The sequence below is a fragment of the Streptomyces sp. NPDC046909 genome (assembly GCF_040644695.1).
Taxonomy (GTDB): domain Bacteria; phylum Actinomycetota; class Actinomycetes; order Streptomycetales; family Streptomycetaceae; genus Streptomyces.
Genome location: NZ_JBEYXC010000011.1, coordinates 100,928 through 116,049, shown reverse-complemented (window position 1 = coordinate 116,049; position 15,122 = coordinate 100,928). Strand labels below are relative to the sequence as shown.

The following is a 15,122-nucleotide window of genomic DNA, read 5'->3' as shown; positions in this document are numbered from 1 at the left end:
GTTCATAAAGAACGTGGCCCCACCACACATCGTCACATCCCCGAAATACGACCGCCCCATCCCCTCACCCCGATCGATTTACCGTGGACACCACCAGCCCGGCCACCGTCGCCCGAAGGCATCCCCCGCCCTCGACCAGCCGACAGGAGCCCCGTGTCCCGCCCCGCTGTGCGCACCCCCGCTCTTCCGCCCTGGCTCGCTCACACGCTCCGTGCTCAGCGGGGGCCCGTGCCCTGGAGTGCTGTGACGCGAGGGGCGTTGGCCGCCGGTCCGTTGTTGTCGGTGGCGGTGCTCGTCGGCCATGTCTCGCTCGGTGTCGTGGCCTCGATCGGGGCCATGCTCGCCGGGATCAATGACCGGCCCGGGAGTCGGAGGGCCGCGGTCAGGCGGCTCGGGGTGCCTGCGCTGGCGGGGGCCGTGGGGCTGCTCGTCGGGACGTATGCCGGGGATCATGTCGGGGCGGTGGCGCTCAGTGTGATCCTGACCGGGGTCGGGCTGGTGGCCGGTGGGGTCAGTGCGGTCGGGCCCGTCGCCTCCGGGGCCGGGACGCAGCTGCTCGTCGCGTGTGCCATCGGGGCCGGGATGCCGTTGCCGGAGGAGGGGTGGCAGCGGGCGCTCGCCTATCTCGTCGGGGCCGGGTGGCTGCTGGGGCTGCGGCTGGCGCTGCCCACGCCCGGGGCCATCGCCGGGGATTTCCGGTTCGACGGGGAACGGGTCGCCGTGGCCGCCGTCTACGACGCCGTCGCCGACCTTCTCGACTCCGTCGGCGGAGCGCACGCCACCGAACGGCGGGCCGCGCTCACCGCCGCGCTCGACCACGCGCAGGACGCTCTCGCCGGGCCGCGGCTGCGGCGGTACGCCAGCTCCGCTGCCGAACGGCGGCTGCACGCCCAGTACGCCGCCGCCCTCCCGCTCGCCGAGGCCGCGACCGCGCTCGCGTGGGCCGGGGAGGCCTTGTCGGGGCGCGCCTCCGAAGGACCCCGGCGGCTCGCCACCGCCGTACGCGAGAACACGCACACCGGGCCGCTGCCCGCGCCCTCCCGGTCCGCGCCCGCGCTGCGCGCCCTCGACGACGCGCTGCTGCGGGCCGCCGAGGCCTTCGACCAGGCCGAGGGGAGCGATCTGCACCATCACCATCACCGTCGGCGGTCGGGCAAGGATCTGCTGCGGAGCGTCTTCGGGGTCGGCGGGCGGGAGTACGGGCTGCGGGTCGCCCTCTGCTTCGGGGCCAGCGCGGCCGTCGCGCAGGCCCTGCACCACGCCCGTTGGTACGGGCAGCACGAGCACTGGTACTGGCTGCCCGCCACCGCCGTCTTCCTCGTCAAGCCCGACCTCGGGCCGCTCGTGTCCCGGGTGCTGTGCCGGGCCGCCGGGACCGTGCTCGGGGCGCTCGTCTTCGCCGGGTTCGCCGCGGTGCTGCCCAGGCCGGAGGGGCTGATCGCGCTCGTCGCGGTGAGCGGGGCGCTCATTCCCGTAGCCACGCGGCACTTCGCCGCTCAGACCGCCGTCGTCACCGTTCTCGTGCTCGCCCTGGTCATGGTCGGCGGTGAACCTCAGGCTTCTGCCGGGCGGATCGGGGAGACCCTGCTGGCCTGCGCGATCGTTCTGCTCGTCGGGCACCTTCCGATGCCGGGGCAGCGGGGTGGGGCGGTGCGGGCGCGGCTCGTGGCGGCCAGTGATGCGGCACGGGCGTATCTGGAGCATGTGCTGCGCGAGGCCGACGGCAACGCCGACTTCCCGGGCAACGCCGACGCGAGCACCAGCACCAGCTCCAACGCCCCGACCGACCCCCGCCCCCTCCGCTGGACCCTCCGCCGAGAGGCCTACCGCACGCTCGCCGAGGCCCGTACCGCCATCGCCCTCGCCGCCGCCGAACTCCCCTCCCTCGCCCGGCACTCGGAGGGCGCGGACCACATCGTCGCCACCCTCGAACGGCTCGTCGACACCACCACCGCCTGCGCGGTCCACCTCGACGACTCGGGCCGCCTCGCACCACGGCACACGGAACGCCTCACCGAGCTGCTCGACGAACTGGCCGAGGATCGCGAACGGGTGGGGCTACGACTGCCCGAACTCCCGCTGGCCGGCTAACCGATCCGCACCCACACCGGTGCGTGATCCGACCCCGCCGCCCCTCGCCGCTCCACCGGATCGTCCCCCACCGACGGCAGCCGCGGCACCTCCTCCTCGCCCGGCGCCCCCGTCCCCGCCGCCGTCAGCCGACGGACCAGTCGGTGGCTGAGCAGCAGGTGGTCGATCAGTTCCCGGCGCCCGGAGTTGATCCGGGAGAAGCGCTGGGCGGCGGGGATCCTCGGGGCCGCGTTCCACAGGCGCCCCGCGTCGCCCGCATCCGCCCGGTCGAAGCCGGTCGTGTCGATCTCGGATCCCGGCGGACCGAGCAGGATCTGCGTGGTCGCCGCCTGCACCTCGTCGTTGAGGTCGCCCAGCACCACGACGTCCCGCTCGCGACCGTCACCGTCCAGCAACTCGTCCGCCAGCGCGCGCAGCGAAGCCGCCTCCGCCGCCCGCCGGTACAGTGCGTACGCGCCGAACCGGGCCCGTTCGCCCTCGTCGCGCGGCTGGAAACGGCCGCCCGGGTACGACAGCAGCTTGGACTTGAGATGGCAGACCGCCGCCCGCAGCGGACCCCCCTCCGTCGCCGCCTCCACCGCCAGGAAGCCCCGGCCCGCCTCCGCCACCACGAGCCCCTTGTCGTCCGCCTGCACCGGGCGCAGCTTCGCCGGGAAGCCGTCGGTGTCGTGCAGCACCTCGAACGGCGTACGGCTGAGGAAGCCGACGCGGATGCCGCGACTGTCCGCGTGCTGCGACAGCGCGGCGTGCCAGCCGCCGCCCAGCATGCCGACGAGGTCCCGCAGCGCCTCCGGTTCCCCGACCTCCTGCACGCCCAGCAGCGTCGGGTCCAGCGCCGTGATCACCTCGGCGAGGGCGGCCAGCTTCGTCTCGTACGCCGCCTTGTCCTTGGGGCCGAACGGGCCGCCGGGGCGGTACAGGTTCTCCAGGTTCCAGGTGCCGATGAGCATGCCGGTCCCCCTTCCGGGCACTGTGGTCAAGCCAGCGTGCTCGTCCCGTCGCCGCCGCGACAGAGTCGCGACCGGATGCGCGGTTCGGCTCACCCGACCCGAGGACGAGGCCGTACGTTGGCGTGATGACCGACTCTCCCGCGGACCTTGTCATCACCGGATGCACCGCCCTCGTCCACGACGACCAGGAGCGCGTCGGGTTCGAGGAGAACGCCACGATCGTCGTACGGGACGGAGTCATCGAGTCCGTCACCATCGGAACGGAGCCGCCACCCGCGAGCGAACGCATCGACGCCCGCGGGCAGGTCGCCCTTCCCGGACTCGTCAACTGCCACACCCACGCCCCGATGGTCGCCCTGCGCGGGGTCGCCGAGGATCTGCCCACCGAGGAGTGGTTCAACGACGTCGTGTGGCCCATCGAGTCCAACCTCACCGCGCGAGATGTGGAGTTGGGGGCGCGGCTCGCCTGTGCCGAGATGATCCGGGGCGGTGTCACCTGCTTCGCCGACCACTACTTCTCGATGGACGCCGTCGCAGCCGTCGTCGAGGAGAGCGGGATGCGGGCGCATCTCGGCGAGGCCTACTTCTCCTCCCAGGGGGCCCAAGGGCGGGAGAAGTCACTGGAGTTCGCGCTGCGGCACCGGGGTGGCGCGGGAGGCCGTATCACCACCGCCCTCGCCCCGCACGCGCCCTACACCGTCGACGACGCCGATCTCGCCGCCACCGCCGAACTCGCCCGCGCACACGGCCTGCCCGTCCACCTCCATGCCTCCGAGAACCGGGACCAGGCCGAGGTCAGCCTCGAACGCCACGGCGTCACCCCGATCGAGGTCCTGGCGCGCACCGGCATCCTCGACGTCGACGTCCTGATCGCCCACGGCACCGGGATCCTCGACCGCGACCTGCCCGTGCTCGCCCGCGCCGCCGGCCGGGTCGCCGTCGCCTCCGCGCCCCGCGGCTACCTCAAGTTCGCCTGGCCCACCACCACACCTGTCCGCGCCCTGCGCGAACTCGGCATCCCCGTCGGACTCGCCACGGACGGCGCCGCCTCCAACAACTCCCTCGACGTATGGGAGTCGATGGCGCTCACCGCCCTCGTCCAGAAGTCCACGACCGGCGACCCCCGCTGGCTGACGTCCCGTCAAGCCCTGCACCACGCAACCCTCCAGAGCGCCCGCGCGGTCGGCCTCGGCGACACCCTCGGCACCCTCGCGCCCGGCCGCCGCGCCGACCTCGTCCTCGTCGACCTCACCGGCCCGCACACCCAGCCCGTCCACGACCTCGCCGCCACCCTCGTGCACAGCGCCCGCTCCTCCGACGTCCGCACGACCATCGTCGACGGCCGCGTCCTCATGCGCGACCGCGAGCTGCTGACCATCGATGTGCCTGAGGTCATACGGGAGTTGGGCGAGCGACTCCCCGCCCTCCTCGACCGCGGCCACGGCAAGCGCATCCAGGACTACGACACCTGAACCGGATCCCGAATGAGCCGGATCCCGAAAAGAAATTTCCCGTACTGCGATGAGTTCGGCGCCCGCCATAAGTCACCACCCCGAACGGACCGTCGCAGCAGGAGGAGCCATGTCGCTTCCGGAGGTCGTCTCGCGTGAGCAATGGCGCGCGGCGCGCGGGGAATTGCTGGTCAAGGAGAAGGCGGCCACGCGCGCGCGTGACGCGCTCAACGCCGAGCGGCGCGGGCTGCCCATGGTGGAGGTCGACGAGGAGTACGTCTTCGAGGGCGGCGACGGGAAGGCCACGCTGCTCGACCTGTTCGAGGGGCGGGCCCAACTCGTCGTCTACCACTTCATGTTCGCGCCCGAGTGGGACGCGGGCTGCCGCAGCTGTTCGGGATTCCTGGACCAGATCGGGCACCTCGCGCATCTGAAGGCACGCAGGACGACGTTCGCGGCGGTGTCCCGGGCGCCGTACACGAAGATCCTGCCGTTCAAGGCGCGGATGGGATGGACCGTGCCCTGGTACTCGTCGTACGGCGGTGGGTTCAACCATGACTTCGAGGTGACCCTGGAGCGCGAGGGGGAGTTCCTCGAACGGCCCGGGATCAGCTGCTTCCTGCGGGACCGTGACCGGGTGTTCCACACCTACTCGACGTACGAACGCGGTCTCGACGGGCTGGGTTCCACCACGAGCCTGCTCGACCTCACCGCCCTGGGACGGCAGGAGGAGTGGGAGGAGCCGAAGGGGCGCGCGTCGGCGGCGGGGGCGCCTGCGGGCAGTGAGCGCGTTCGGTATCACGATGAGTACGAGGAATGACACGAACGGTGGCGGAAGTGACCGTTCGGTAACCGAAAGCTCACACTGCGCGCCGAACCCGTGTCGGCTACGTCTCAGTCCGGCAACTCAGCGAGCCGTTCGGGGCCTCCAGAGCGTTAACTCCTACAAGTACGACGCTCAAGGGAGGTGCAGGATGGTGAACGGGCGAACCGTGCTCGAGCGCTTTCCCGCAGGTGGGCCGCGAGGCTCGTGGCCGGCGGAGGAGTTCGCGCACGCTCGACGGCTCGAAGGGCTGCCCGCGGAGGTCGTGATGGACCTCGCGACGGACATGTTCCTGGTGATCGTGCGGGGCCAGGCGAGCGTCGACGTCGTGGCCTGACCTCAGCTCGCCTTCGGCGCGGTGAACTGGTCCGCCTGGAGCGAGTACAGCTCCGCGTAGATCCCGCCCGTGGCGAGCAGTTCCTCCGGTGTGCCGGACTCCACGAGGCGGCCCTGCTCCAGGACGTGCACCAGATCCGCGTGGCGTACGGACGCCAGCCGGTGGGTGATCAGGACCACCGTCTGGCCGGTGCCCGCCAGCGCGCGGATCTTCTCGAAGACCTCCAGCTCGGCCCGGGCGTCGAGCGCCGCCGTCGGCTCGTCCACGATGAGGATGCGGCCGCGCCGGTACGCGGCCCGCGCGATGCCGAGCCGCTGCCACTGCCCGCCCGACAGCTCGTGCCCGCCGCTGAAGTGGCGGGCCAGCAGCGTGTCCAGGCCGCGCGGCAGATCGTCCACCACATCCTGGGCACCGGCCTCGGCGACCGCCTCGGCCAGCCGCTCCTCGGTCAGCGGCGCGCCCGAACGGCCCACCGCCACATTGACCTTCGCCGTGAACGGCCAGCGCTTGAAGTCCTGCGCCACCATCGCGATCCGCTCGGCGAGCAGCCGCCGGTCCGCACCGGCCGCGTCCACGCCGTCCCACAGGATCCGGCCCCGGTCGGGCGTGTACAGACCGGAGAGCAGCTTCACGAGGGTGGTCTTGCCGGAGCCGTTCTCGCCGACCAGCGCGACGATCCGGCCGAGGGGGAGGGTGAGCGTGATGTCGTCGAGCGCGGGGCGGGTGGACTCGCCCGGGTAGCTGAAGCTGACGTTCTCGAAGCGGATCTCCCGCGGCTCCTCGGGCAGTTCGCGCCCGCCGACCGGGATCGCCCGCTTCTCCGCCTCGACGTACAGCCGTTGCAGATCGCCCACGAACAGGGCCTCCTGATGCAGCTGGTTCACCTCCAGGACCAGGCTGTCGAGGCTCGCCGACCCCGAACGGATCGCGATCACGGCCGTACCGGCGACGGACAGCGCCATCGCCCCGGTGAGCAGCAGACCGCCGAGCGTCGCGTACGTCGCCACGGTCGCGATGCCCGTCCAGGACGCGGCGATGAGCCCCGTACGGGCCGCCAGCCGGGCCAGCCGCGCCTGTTCCGCCTCCGCGACCTCCGACATCGCGCGGTAGTGGCGCAGCAGGAACGGGCCGACTCCGTGCAGCCGGATCTCCGGCGCGGACTCCGGTTCGATGAGCAGCCCGCTGAGGAGATGACCGGCGCGGGCGTGCTGCACCCAGATGTGGAACGACTCGTACCGGCGGCGGGCGTTGGTCAGGGCGCTCCAGGCGCTGGGCAGGGTCATGGTCACGAGGAGGGGGAGCAGCGCGGGGTGCAGCACGGTCAGGACACCGGCCGCCGCGACGAGGGAGATCGCCGCGTTCATGACCCGGGTGGCGTAGGCGATCATGCGGCGGGCGGACGTGGCGCCGTACTGGGCGGTGTCCAGCAGCTTGTGGAAGGCGTGGTCCTCGATCGCGGCCAGCTCCACGGCCGCGGCCCGTTCGAGATACCGCTCGGTGGCCACGCGCTCCACCTTCGGCTCCAGACGGCCGGTGGCGTACGTCGACGCGGCCCGCAGCAGCGCGGACACCAGCATGACGGAGGCCATCGCCACGAGGGCCGGTACGGCTTCCCGCAGCCGTTGCTCGATCGCCCCGCCGGCGATCAGCCGCCCCAGCACACTGTTCACGGCCAGCAGACTCACCGCCTGCGCGACACCCCGGCCGGCCTCGGCGCCCAGCACGATCCGCGCGGCCCTGCGGTCGGCCTGCCAGGCCAGCCGGAACGTGAGCGCGAGCAGGGCGGGCAGCTGCCGCATCATCGTGCGGAAGCTCAGCCGCAGACGGGCGTCGGAGTGGCTGTTCCACCCGGTGTCATAGCGCAGGGGACCGCCGAAGAGCAGCTGCTCGGACTCGGACAGCCCGGGTTCCGCCGCCTGACGCTTCTTCCTCACGGTCGCCCTCCCCCGATCGTGCCGGAGGGCCACTATCGCCGCGAGGGGGTGCCAGGGGCAGGGCGCAGACGGATATGCGGGCGCGCGCGGGCGTACGCCGTGGGGGCGGGGCGCGCAGGCAGGAGACCGCTGCCTGGACACCGGCGCCTTCAGGACCTCGATCTCTCGATCTCCTTAGGGCGCCGGTTCCCTGAGAACACCGGCACCGTACCCCGGCCGAACCGCCGGAGGCCTACGCGCTGACGGGCCGCGACCAGCTCGGCGTAGTCCCCGTCACCCGGCACAGCGCCAGGTACAGGGGGATCGGCGGGGTGTACGGAAGCTTGCCGTCGGGGCGGTGGATCAGGTCGGGAACCACCGGCGCGTCCGGAACGATCGCGCCGGTGGCGTACTGGGCGGGGGCGGGCCACTCCAGGGCGTAGTCGGAGTCCGACGGGACCAGCCACCACCAGTGCGTCTCATCGGCGTAGACGCACCCCACGCGGGGCAGCCGGGGCATGACGAGCGGACCGTAGCGGGCGGGGACCGCCACCGCGTCGCACCCCAGCGGGGCCGTCATGCCGTCGGGGACGGGGAGCCGGCGCGTCGCGGCCGGGGCGTGCAGGCCGCGCCGGAGGCGGACCAGCGTGTCCAGGGTCAGTACCTTGCCGCCGGTCACGGGCCTCACAGCCATGGGCCCCCCGTCCCGTGCCGCCGCGCCGTCCCGTGCTCCCGCGCCGCCTCGTAGAGCCGCGCTCTCTCGTGAGCCTGCGGCGCGATCTTGTCCTGCGGCGTGAGCCGGACATGCGGCGACATCCGGTGCGGGGGCGTCGGGCCGTCCTGCCGCGCTGCTTCGGGAGCTTGCGGTGCGATGTTGTCCTGCGGTGCGAGCCGGTCCTGGGACGACATCCGGTGCGGGGGCGTCACGCCGTCCTGCCGCGCTGCTTCGGGAGCTTGCGGTGCGGTCTTGTCCTGCGGTGCGAGCCGGACCTGCGGTGACATCCGGGGCCCGGGCGTCACGCCGTCCTGCCGCACCCCCTCGTGAGCCTGCGGAGCGATCCGCTCCTGCGGCGCGATCAGATCCCGCGGCACCCCGAAGTCCTGCCGACCCCCTCGGTCCTGCGGTGCGACGCCGTCCTGCCGGGCCACGCCGTCCAGCCGCGCCGAGCCCTCCTGCCGCGCCACCCCGTCCCGCCGCGCCATCTCCCCGTACGGAGGTCTCTCATGGCCCCGCGGCGCCGCTTCGGCGTGCCGCGCGTCGGCCTCCTCGTCGTCGCCGCCCGAGCCGCCGGCGGGGCCGGGCTTCGGGCGGGCTCCCCAGCCCAGGTCGTTGCAGGGGCCGCAGTCGTGCCTCGGGGCGTCCGCCTGGCGCGGCAGCTCCGCCCAGACCAGCAGGCCGGGACCGTGCTCATGGGCGCCCCAGGCGTGACAGAGGGCGTCGACGAGAAGCAATCCCCTCCCGTGCTCCTCCTCGCCCCGCTGCGCCACCGCCGGATGGACCTCGCTCGGTGCGCAACCCTCGTCACGCACGGCTATTCGCACGATGTCGTCGCCGTCGTGCAGCTCGCAGACTATGTGGGTACTCGCGGTGTGCACGATCGCGTTGGTGACCAGTTCGGAGACCACCAGGGCCGCCGAATCGCAGATGTCCTCGCAGACCGACCAGCCGTTCAGCCGAGCCCGCGTCAACCGTCTCGCCTGCGCGGCGGAGCCCGGATGTGCGGCCAGCTCGAACCGGAACCGGCGCTCGGCAGCGGCCCCACCAGGGGTTGCTCCCGGACCAGCGCCGAGGCTGTGGGGGCCGGCGGCGGCGTCTGTTCCTAAGGGCGCGGACGGAATCACGCTTGCCACTATCGCCCCGCCGTGAACACTTGGCAAGTGTCACTCTGAAAATTGCAGAGTGCTGTGTGACGGTCTGGAAGGCCGTGGCACACTGCTCGCAACAGCATGTCGAGCGGCGCCAGTTGAGATCACCGGAGATCCGACCAGGTCTTCGAATAGGTCTTCGAATGGCGCCGTCCGGCTGCCAGGATTCTTTTTTGACAGGTTTTTCCCAGCAAGGTCCAGCAGGGTCCAGCAGGGTCCAGCAAGGCCTCGCAGGGGCGACTTCCGGGAGGTGGAGGGTGAGCGAGCCGCGGTCCGCGCCGACGGTCGGCCAGGTCGTGCTCGGCCGGCGCCTCCTCGACCTGCGCGAGCGCGCGGGTCTCAAGCGCGAGGAGGCCGCCAAGGTCCTCCGCGTCGCCCCCGCCACGGTCCGCCGCATGGAGATGGCCGAGGTCGCCCTCAAGATCCCGTATCTCCAGCTGCTCCTGAAGTCCTACGGCGTCTCCGAGGAGGAGGCCGACGCCTTCGTGGAGCTGGCCGAGGAGGCAAACCGGCCCGGCTGGTGGCAGCGGTACCACGACATCCTGCCCGGCTGGTTCTCGATGTACGTCAGCCTGGAGGGCGCCGCGAGCCTGATCCGCTCGTACGACCCGCACTTCCTGCCCGGACTGCTCCAGACCGAGGACTACGCCCGCGGGGTCCTGAAGTCGGGGGCCATCGGCCAGACCAGCCCCGACGACATCGAACGGCACGTCGCACTGCGAGTACAACGCCAGGAACTGCTCACCCGTCCCGACGCGCCGCGGTTCTGGGCCGTGGTGGACGAGACCGCGCTGCGCCGCCCCGTCGGCGGCCCGGAGGTGATGCGTGCCCAGATCGACAAGCTGCTCGACGCCACGAAGCTGCCCAACGTGACGCTTCAGGTCGCCCCGTTCACCAACGGGCCGCACCCCGGCACGTACGGGCCCTTCGTGCTGTTCCGATTCGCCGTGCCGGAGCTTCCGGACATGGTTTACAGCGAGTACCTGACCGGCGCCGTCTATCTCGACGCGCGTCCCGAGGTGGCGACCCACCTGGAGGTCATGGACCGCATGGCGGCGCAGGCCGCTACGGCACATCGCACGAAGGAGATCCTCCGGGATCTCCGCAAGGAGCTGTGAATGGATCGCATCAAGCCGCGCATACCCGTCTACAACGGCATGCCCGCGCGGGAGTTGGGCAGTGAGGGCTGGCACAAGCCCTGGAGCGGCGGCAACGGCGGCAACTGCCTGGAGGCGATGAAGCTCGCCGACGGACGGATCGCCGTCCGTCAGTCCACCGACCCGGACGGTCCGGCGCTGATCTACACCACGGACGAGATGACGGCCTTCATCGAGGGCGCGAAGGCGGGGGAGGCGGACTTCCTGCTGTCGTGACGCATTGGTCCGGCACCGACGTGAACTTCCTTGCAGCAGTGCTTAATTCGCCCTTGAGAAAGTCTCAACTGCTTTAGAACCAGGACGCGATGCGCCGCGGCGCGTCCACCAGCCGGCTGACCGCCACCACCGGGAGCGGCGGCTGGGCCGCCTCGTCGCGGCTGAGGTTCAGCCCGTAGTAGATCTGCTCGATCGACGGCGGTCCGACCGCGAGATTGCGCCGGACCGCCTGAGCGGACGACTCCTCCCCGGTCTGCACGAGATACGCGGCCGCCATGGTGCCCGTACGCCCGACTCCCGCACCGCAGTGCACGAACACCGGCCCTGACGACTTCGCCACGACGTCCAGAAGCCTCCGCACCTGCTCGGGCTTCGGCGTCTGACCGTCCCGGATGGGCAGTCGTACGACGTCCAGGCCGGCCTCGGTCGGTTCGGCGAGCTGCGCCGCGCTCAGGTCCTCGGCGCGCAGGTCGACGACCGTCGTGAAGCCCATCGCCGCGAGCGCCCGGTACCCGGCCGGGGAAGGCGCCGCGCCGCGCCACAGATGCCCGGACGTGTCCACCGGCTGGAAGTTGTGGACGCCCTGCACGGTACGGGTTCCCGCCGGTGCCGGGGTCTCCGCGCGCGTCCAGTACGACAGGGCCAGGATGCCCCCGGCGCCGGCCGCCCACAGGACGGCGTAACCGATGACGAGGGTCAGCAGGATCCGCACGGCACGTCGCCGGAGCGGGCGCTGCGGGAGGACGGGGCGGGGGAGTGCGGCGGTGAGGACAGCCATGAGCGACCAGGGGGACTAGGGGACGTGGGCGCTTTGGCAGGGTAACCCGAGGTCCTCTTGGCCGTCTTGTCCGTGTACACAAGCAAATGCGTCCTTCGTGTCCCGCTGCCGTGTCCGGCCGGCTGTCGTGGGCCGTGTCCCGTCAGTCGTCGTCGGCGTCCGCGTCGCCGATCCCGACCACCGTGAGATGGGCGCGCTCCAGGGTCGCGTCCTCCAGGCAGCCGCGCAGCCGCAGGCGGTCGTGGTCGGTGAGGGCGGGGCGTACGACACCGGCGAAGAGCCCGTCGCCGAGGTCCCCGAGCGTCGCGTGCCGCAGCGGTACGGAGGTGGAGTCCCGGCAGCGCTCCCAGACCTGCTGCGCGGCGAGGGACCTCCGCGCGGCCGTCGTGTCCGGGCCGCGCATGTCGACCTGGACGACCACCGAGGTCGCCGCACTGTCGTTCGCGCCCTCCTCGCGGGTCTGGGTGAGGTCCGCGAGCCCCACGACGAGCCCGCCGAGCAGGGCGACCCCGACGACACCGACGGCGGCCACCCGCACGGTCCGCCCCTTGGGGCGCGCGGCGGCCGGCGACGGCAGGTCCTCCAGGTCGTCCGGGGAGGCCGGGTCCGGCGCGGTGAGGACCGTCAGGCGCCCGGCGAGCCGCCGCTCGGCGGGCCGGGCCGTGGCCGAGGCGACGCGTTGCACCACCCAGGCCAGCCCGGACAGCAGCACACCGGTGACCATCAGGACCGGCACGAAGACGTACGCCCGGTCCGCCGGGTCCTCCAGCCACCGGAACCGGGTCTCGTCCGGTTCCGCGGCCGGCTGCCGCAGCCGGGCGAGCGCGTCCTCCTGCCGGGCCGCCTGCTCCCGCTGCCGCTGGTCGGACGCGCTCAGCCGGTCCTCGATCCGGGTCAGCCGCCCCAGCAGCACGATGCCGAGCAGCAGCACCTCGACGACCAGCAGCAGCACACCGCACAGCAGGGCCCGCTGCCACTGCCACCGGTACAGATAGACGACGAGGTACGTCCCGGCCCCGGCGGCGGCCAGGCCTCCGAAGACGTACGCGATCCTCCTCATGGCGCGTCTCCCGGCTGTACGTCCCCTGCCGTCCCGTCGACGGTGAGCCGGGAGCCGACCGGGAAGCGGTGCACGGCGTCCGTCGCACCGACGACGGCGGGCACCATGAACTCCCGTGCCAGCACCGCGAGATGGGACAACGGGCTGCCGGTCTGCGCGACCAGTCCGGTGAGCCCGGGCAGCAGCGGGGCGAGCGCGGGATCCAGGGTCCGTACGACGAGCACGGCGTCCTTAGGCCGGGGCCCCGCCCCGTCCCAGACGGTTCCGACGGCCCGCCCGCCGGACACGCCCCGCGTCCCGTCCCGGCCCCCGCCGGTCCGCTCGGCGACGACGGCTCCGGCCTCCGTCAGCCGGAAGGCGTCCGGCAGCGGCGCCGACTCGCTCTGCGGCACGCGCGCGTGGAGATCGGCGGGCAGCCCGCCGCCGTGCAGCGCGGCGGCCAGCTCCCGCCACCGCAACAGCCCGACCCGCTCGGCGTCGAGCCGCAGCCGCAGCGCCGCCTCCCGGACGAGCCGCACCTGGAGCTCCTGCACCCAGCGGATACGGAGGCGGAGAGCCTCGCGGGGTGGGAGGGGGGTGGTGGGGGTGCGGGACTTCATCGTGAGGTGGTCGGTGGGGTGCTCGGCGGCATCCGGTACCCGTGACCCCGGTACCCCGCGCTCCTCGTCGCCCTCGGGCAGCCGCCCCCGCGCTCGCAGACTCGGTGCGGTGAGCGCCAGCACCACCGGGTCCTCGGCGACCACCACGCTGTCGGGCACGCCACGCGCGCGTGCCGACGCCAGCGCCTCCAGCGCCGTACCCGCCGCCGTACGGCTCTTCGACGGCTCGTGCAGCAGGGCACCCGCGAGGGCCTCCTGGGCGTGCAGCGAGACCAGGGTTCTGCGGGACCAGCGGACCTCGCCGACGAGGGCGGACGCGGACAGCGCGGACAGCGACGGGATCTCGGCGAGGCGACGGTCGACGTCCGCCACGAGGTCCGTCGCCAGCCCGGGCAGCGCCACGGAGAGCCGGCCCAGCCGCCAGGCCGCGCCCAGGCGGCGCGCCCCCGGCGCCGGGTTGAGCAGGGCCAGCCACCGGTGCCGCGGTCCGACGGCACCCAGCAGCCGCAGGTCGGCCGCGGCCCGCCCGCCGACCGTCGTGACCACCGGCACCGTCCGCAGCAGCCGCCGCGGCGCGCTCCCGCCGATGTCGAGCGCGGCGGCGAGCCCGCGGGCCATCGGAGCCACCCACAGGTCCTCCTCCAGCGGCGCCAGCTGCTCGGGCAGCGTCTCCGCCACCGGACCGGGGCCGAGCAGCCGCGCCCCGCGCGGAGGCCGGGCCGCCATCGCCGTGATCGGACGGCTCTGGAACAGCCACAGCCGGCCGCCCCCGTCGAACCCGAACTCGATGTCCTGGGGCCCGCCGAAGATCCGCCAGGCCCGTCGCGCGAGCCGGGCGAGCCGGGCCAGCTCTGCGCGCGTGAGCAGCGGACCGGCGTCCGCCGGCTCCGTCCGCAGCAGCCGTCCCCGCCCGCCCAGCCAGTAGTTGGTGCCCGCCTGCGCCCCGCTGACCAGGCTGTCCGGGCCGCCCCGCACCGCGCTGACCAGCATCCGGTCGGCCCGCCCCTCGACGGGGTCGGCGCCGAACACGACCCCGCCGACCCGCGCCGCCAGCATCGGCTGCACGAGCACCGCCATCGGTGCCGTGGACCCGTCGGGCCGTACCGCCGAATCGAGGACGGTCCGCACCGCCGTAAGGAAGCCGTCCCAGCCGCGCACGTCGAGGACGGAGGCGAACTGGCCCGCCAGCGACGACTCCTCGGTGTCCTCCTGGGGCGACGAGGACCGTACGACGAGGGGGCGTGTGCCGCCGTCGGAGAGTTCGTGCCAGGCGTGGCGCAGGGCGGCTGTGTCTTCTGTGTCCTCTGTTGTGTCCTCTGTGTCCTCGGCGGTGTCGCCGCCCCCGTACGGGATGACGAAGCCGGGGAGCACGGGCAGGCCGGCGCCCGCCGCGCGGGCGAGGTTCGCGGCCTTGGAGCCCGCGCTACCGGGCAGCGCGGCGGCGGGTCGGTCGAGTGGGACGGCGGGTCGGTCGAGCCGGACGGTAGGTCCGTCGAGTGGGACGGTGGCCGGGCCGCGGGCTTCCGCCAGGCCGAGGGTCACCTCGCCCCGGGGCCTGTCCCCGTCGCGCGCACCTTCTCCGTGACGTTCGTCGAGCGTGGTCATCGCTCACCCTCCCGGACCGGCCGCCAACAGGGGGGACGCGCGGGGGTTGCCCTGCGCCTGACGGCGGAACGAAGGATGGGACGGGCCGCTGCCGACCCCCGCGGGGGCCCGACGGCAGCACGCCTCCTGCTGCAATGATCCCACCGCTGTTCGGTTCCATGTCGGTCGGAAGCCACTTTTCGGACGCCGGGCGAGGATTTACGAGCACCGTAGGAGAGTGCGCGGGGCGCGCTCCTCCGCAGGCAGTACGCCGCTTCTCATCCGGGAGAAGGAGAC

General features: G+C 73.0%; 12 protein-coding genes and 1 pseudogene. 6 read left to right on the top strand and 7 right to left on the bottom strand.

Going from position 1 to position 15,122, the window contains the following annotated elements; translation table 11 throughout:
- Nucleotides 1-153 precede the first annotated feature (153 nt).
- Nucleotides 154-2,091 carry an FUSC family protein gene (locus ABZ928_RS32765; RefSeq protein WP_361526973.1) on the top strand — a complete coding sequence of 646 codons (1,938 nt, stop codon included), beginning with the start codon at nt 154-156 and terminating at the stop codon, nt 2,089-2,091.
- Here ABZ928_RS32765 and ABZ928_RS32760 read toward each other — a convergent pair.
- Complete coding sequence (locus ABZ928_RS32760; protein ID WP_361526971.1) at nt 2,088-3,041, bottom strand: endonuclease/exonuclease/phosphatase family protein; 954 nt, start codon at nt 3,039-3,041, stop codon at nt 2,088-2,090. The genes ABZ928_RS32765 and ABZ928_RS32760 overlap by 4 nt on opposite strands.
- Nucleotides 3,042-3,166: 125 nt before the next feature.
- On the opposite strand from ABZ928_RS32760, the gene ABZ928_RS32755 reads away from it, so the two are divergent.
- The 3 genes from ABZ928_RS32755 to ABZ928_RS32745 all read left to right on the top strand — a co-directional run bounded on the left by ABZ928_RS32755 (nt 3,167) and on the right by ABZ928_RS32745 (nt 5,652).
- Nucleotides 3,167-4,513 (top strand): amidohydrolase, encoded by a 1,347-nt coding sequence (locus ABZ928_RS32755; RefSeq protein ID WP_361526969.1) that lies wholly within the window; start codon nt 3,167-3,169, stop codon nt 4,511-4,513.
- 109 nt (nt 4,514-4,622) lie between these two features.
- On the top strand, nt 4,623-5,312 hold the full coding sequence (locus ABZ928_RS32750) for a DUF899 domain-containing protein (RefSeq protein WP_361526967.1): 690 nt from the start codon (nt 4,623-4,625) through the stop codon (nt 5,310-5,312).
- A 154-nt stretch (nt 5,313-5,466) separates the two neighbouring features.
- Nucleotides 5,467-5,652, top strand: coding sequence for a hypothetical protein (locus ABZ928_RS32745; RefSeq protein WP_361526965.1), 186 nt, complete (start codon nt 5,467-5,469; stop codon nt 5,650-5,652).
- Nucleotides 5,653-5,654: 2 nt separating this feature from the next.
- On the opposite strand, the gene ABZ928_RS32740 is transcribed toward ABZ928_RS32745, so the two are convergent.
- The 3 genes and pseudogenes from ABZ928_RS32740 to ABZ928_RS32730 all read right to left on the bottom strand — a co-directional run.
- On the bottom strand, nt 5,655-7,586 hold the full coding sequence (locus ABZ928_RS32740; protein ID WP_361526963.1) for an ABC transporter ATP-binding protein: 1,932 nt from the start codon (nt 7,584-7,586) through the stop codon (nt 5,655-5,657).
- 232 nt (nt 7,587-7,818) lie between these two features.
- On the bottom strand, nt 7,819-8,259 hold the full coding sequence (locus tag ABZ928_RS32735; protein ID WP_361526961.1) for a hypothetical protein: 441 nt from the start codon (nt 8,257-8,259) through the stop codon (nt 7,819-7,821).
- Nucleotides 8,260-8,828: 569 nt separating this feature from the next.
- Nucleotides 8,829-9,416 (bottom strand): annotated as a pseudogene (locus ABZ928_RS32730) (ATP-binding protein); the annotation flags it as partial.
- A 272-nt stretch (nt 9,417-9,688) separates the two neighbouring features.
- Here ABZ928_RS32730 and ABZ928_RS32725 point away from each other — a divergent pair.
- Nucleotides 9,689-10,549 (top strand): helix-turn-helix transcriptional regulator, encoded by an 861-nt coding sequence (locus tag ABZ928_RS32725; RefSeq protein ID WP_361526959.1) that lies wholly within the window; start codon nt 9,689-9,691, stop codon nt 10,547-10,549.
- A complete protein-coding gene (locus tag ABZ928_RS32720) occupies nt 10,550-10,804 on the top strand; it encodes a DUF397 domain-containing protein (protein WP_059197394.1) in 255 nt (84 codons plus the stop codon).
- Nucleotides 10,805-10,877: 73 nt separating this feature from the next.
- On the opposite strand, the gene ABZ928_RS32715 is transcribed toward ABZ928_RS32720, so the two are convergent.
- From ABZ928_RS32715 to ABZ928_RS32705, 3 genes are all read right to left on the bottom strand, one after another.
- Entirely contained in the window at nt 10,878-11,582 is a 705-nt protein-coding gene (locus tag ABZ928_RS32715; protein WP_361526957.1) for a dual specificity protein phosphatase family protein, read from the bottom strand.
- Nucleotides 11,583-11,724: 142 nt separating this feature from the next.
- Nucleotides 11,725-12,642, bottom strand: coding sequence for a hypothetical protein (locus ABZ928_RS32710; protein WP_361526955.1), 918 nt, complete (start codon nt 12,640-12,642; stop codon nt 11,725-11,727).
- Nucleotides 12,639-14,846 carry a PEP/pyruvate-binding domain-containing protein gene (locus ABZ928_RS32705; RefSeq protein ID WP_361526953.1) on the bottom strand — a complete coding sequence of 736 codons (2,208 nt, stop codon included), beginning with the start codon at nt 14,844-14,846 and terminating at the stop codon, nt 12,639-12,641. The genes ABZ928_RS32710 and ABZ928_RS32705 overlap by 4 nt, the downstream gene beginning before the upstream one ends.
- Nucleotides 14,847-15,122 lie beyond the last annotated feature (276 nt).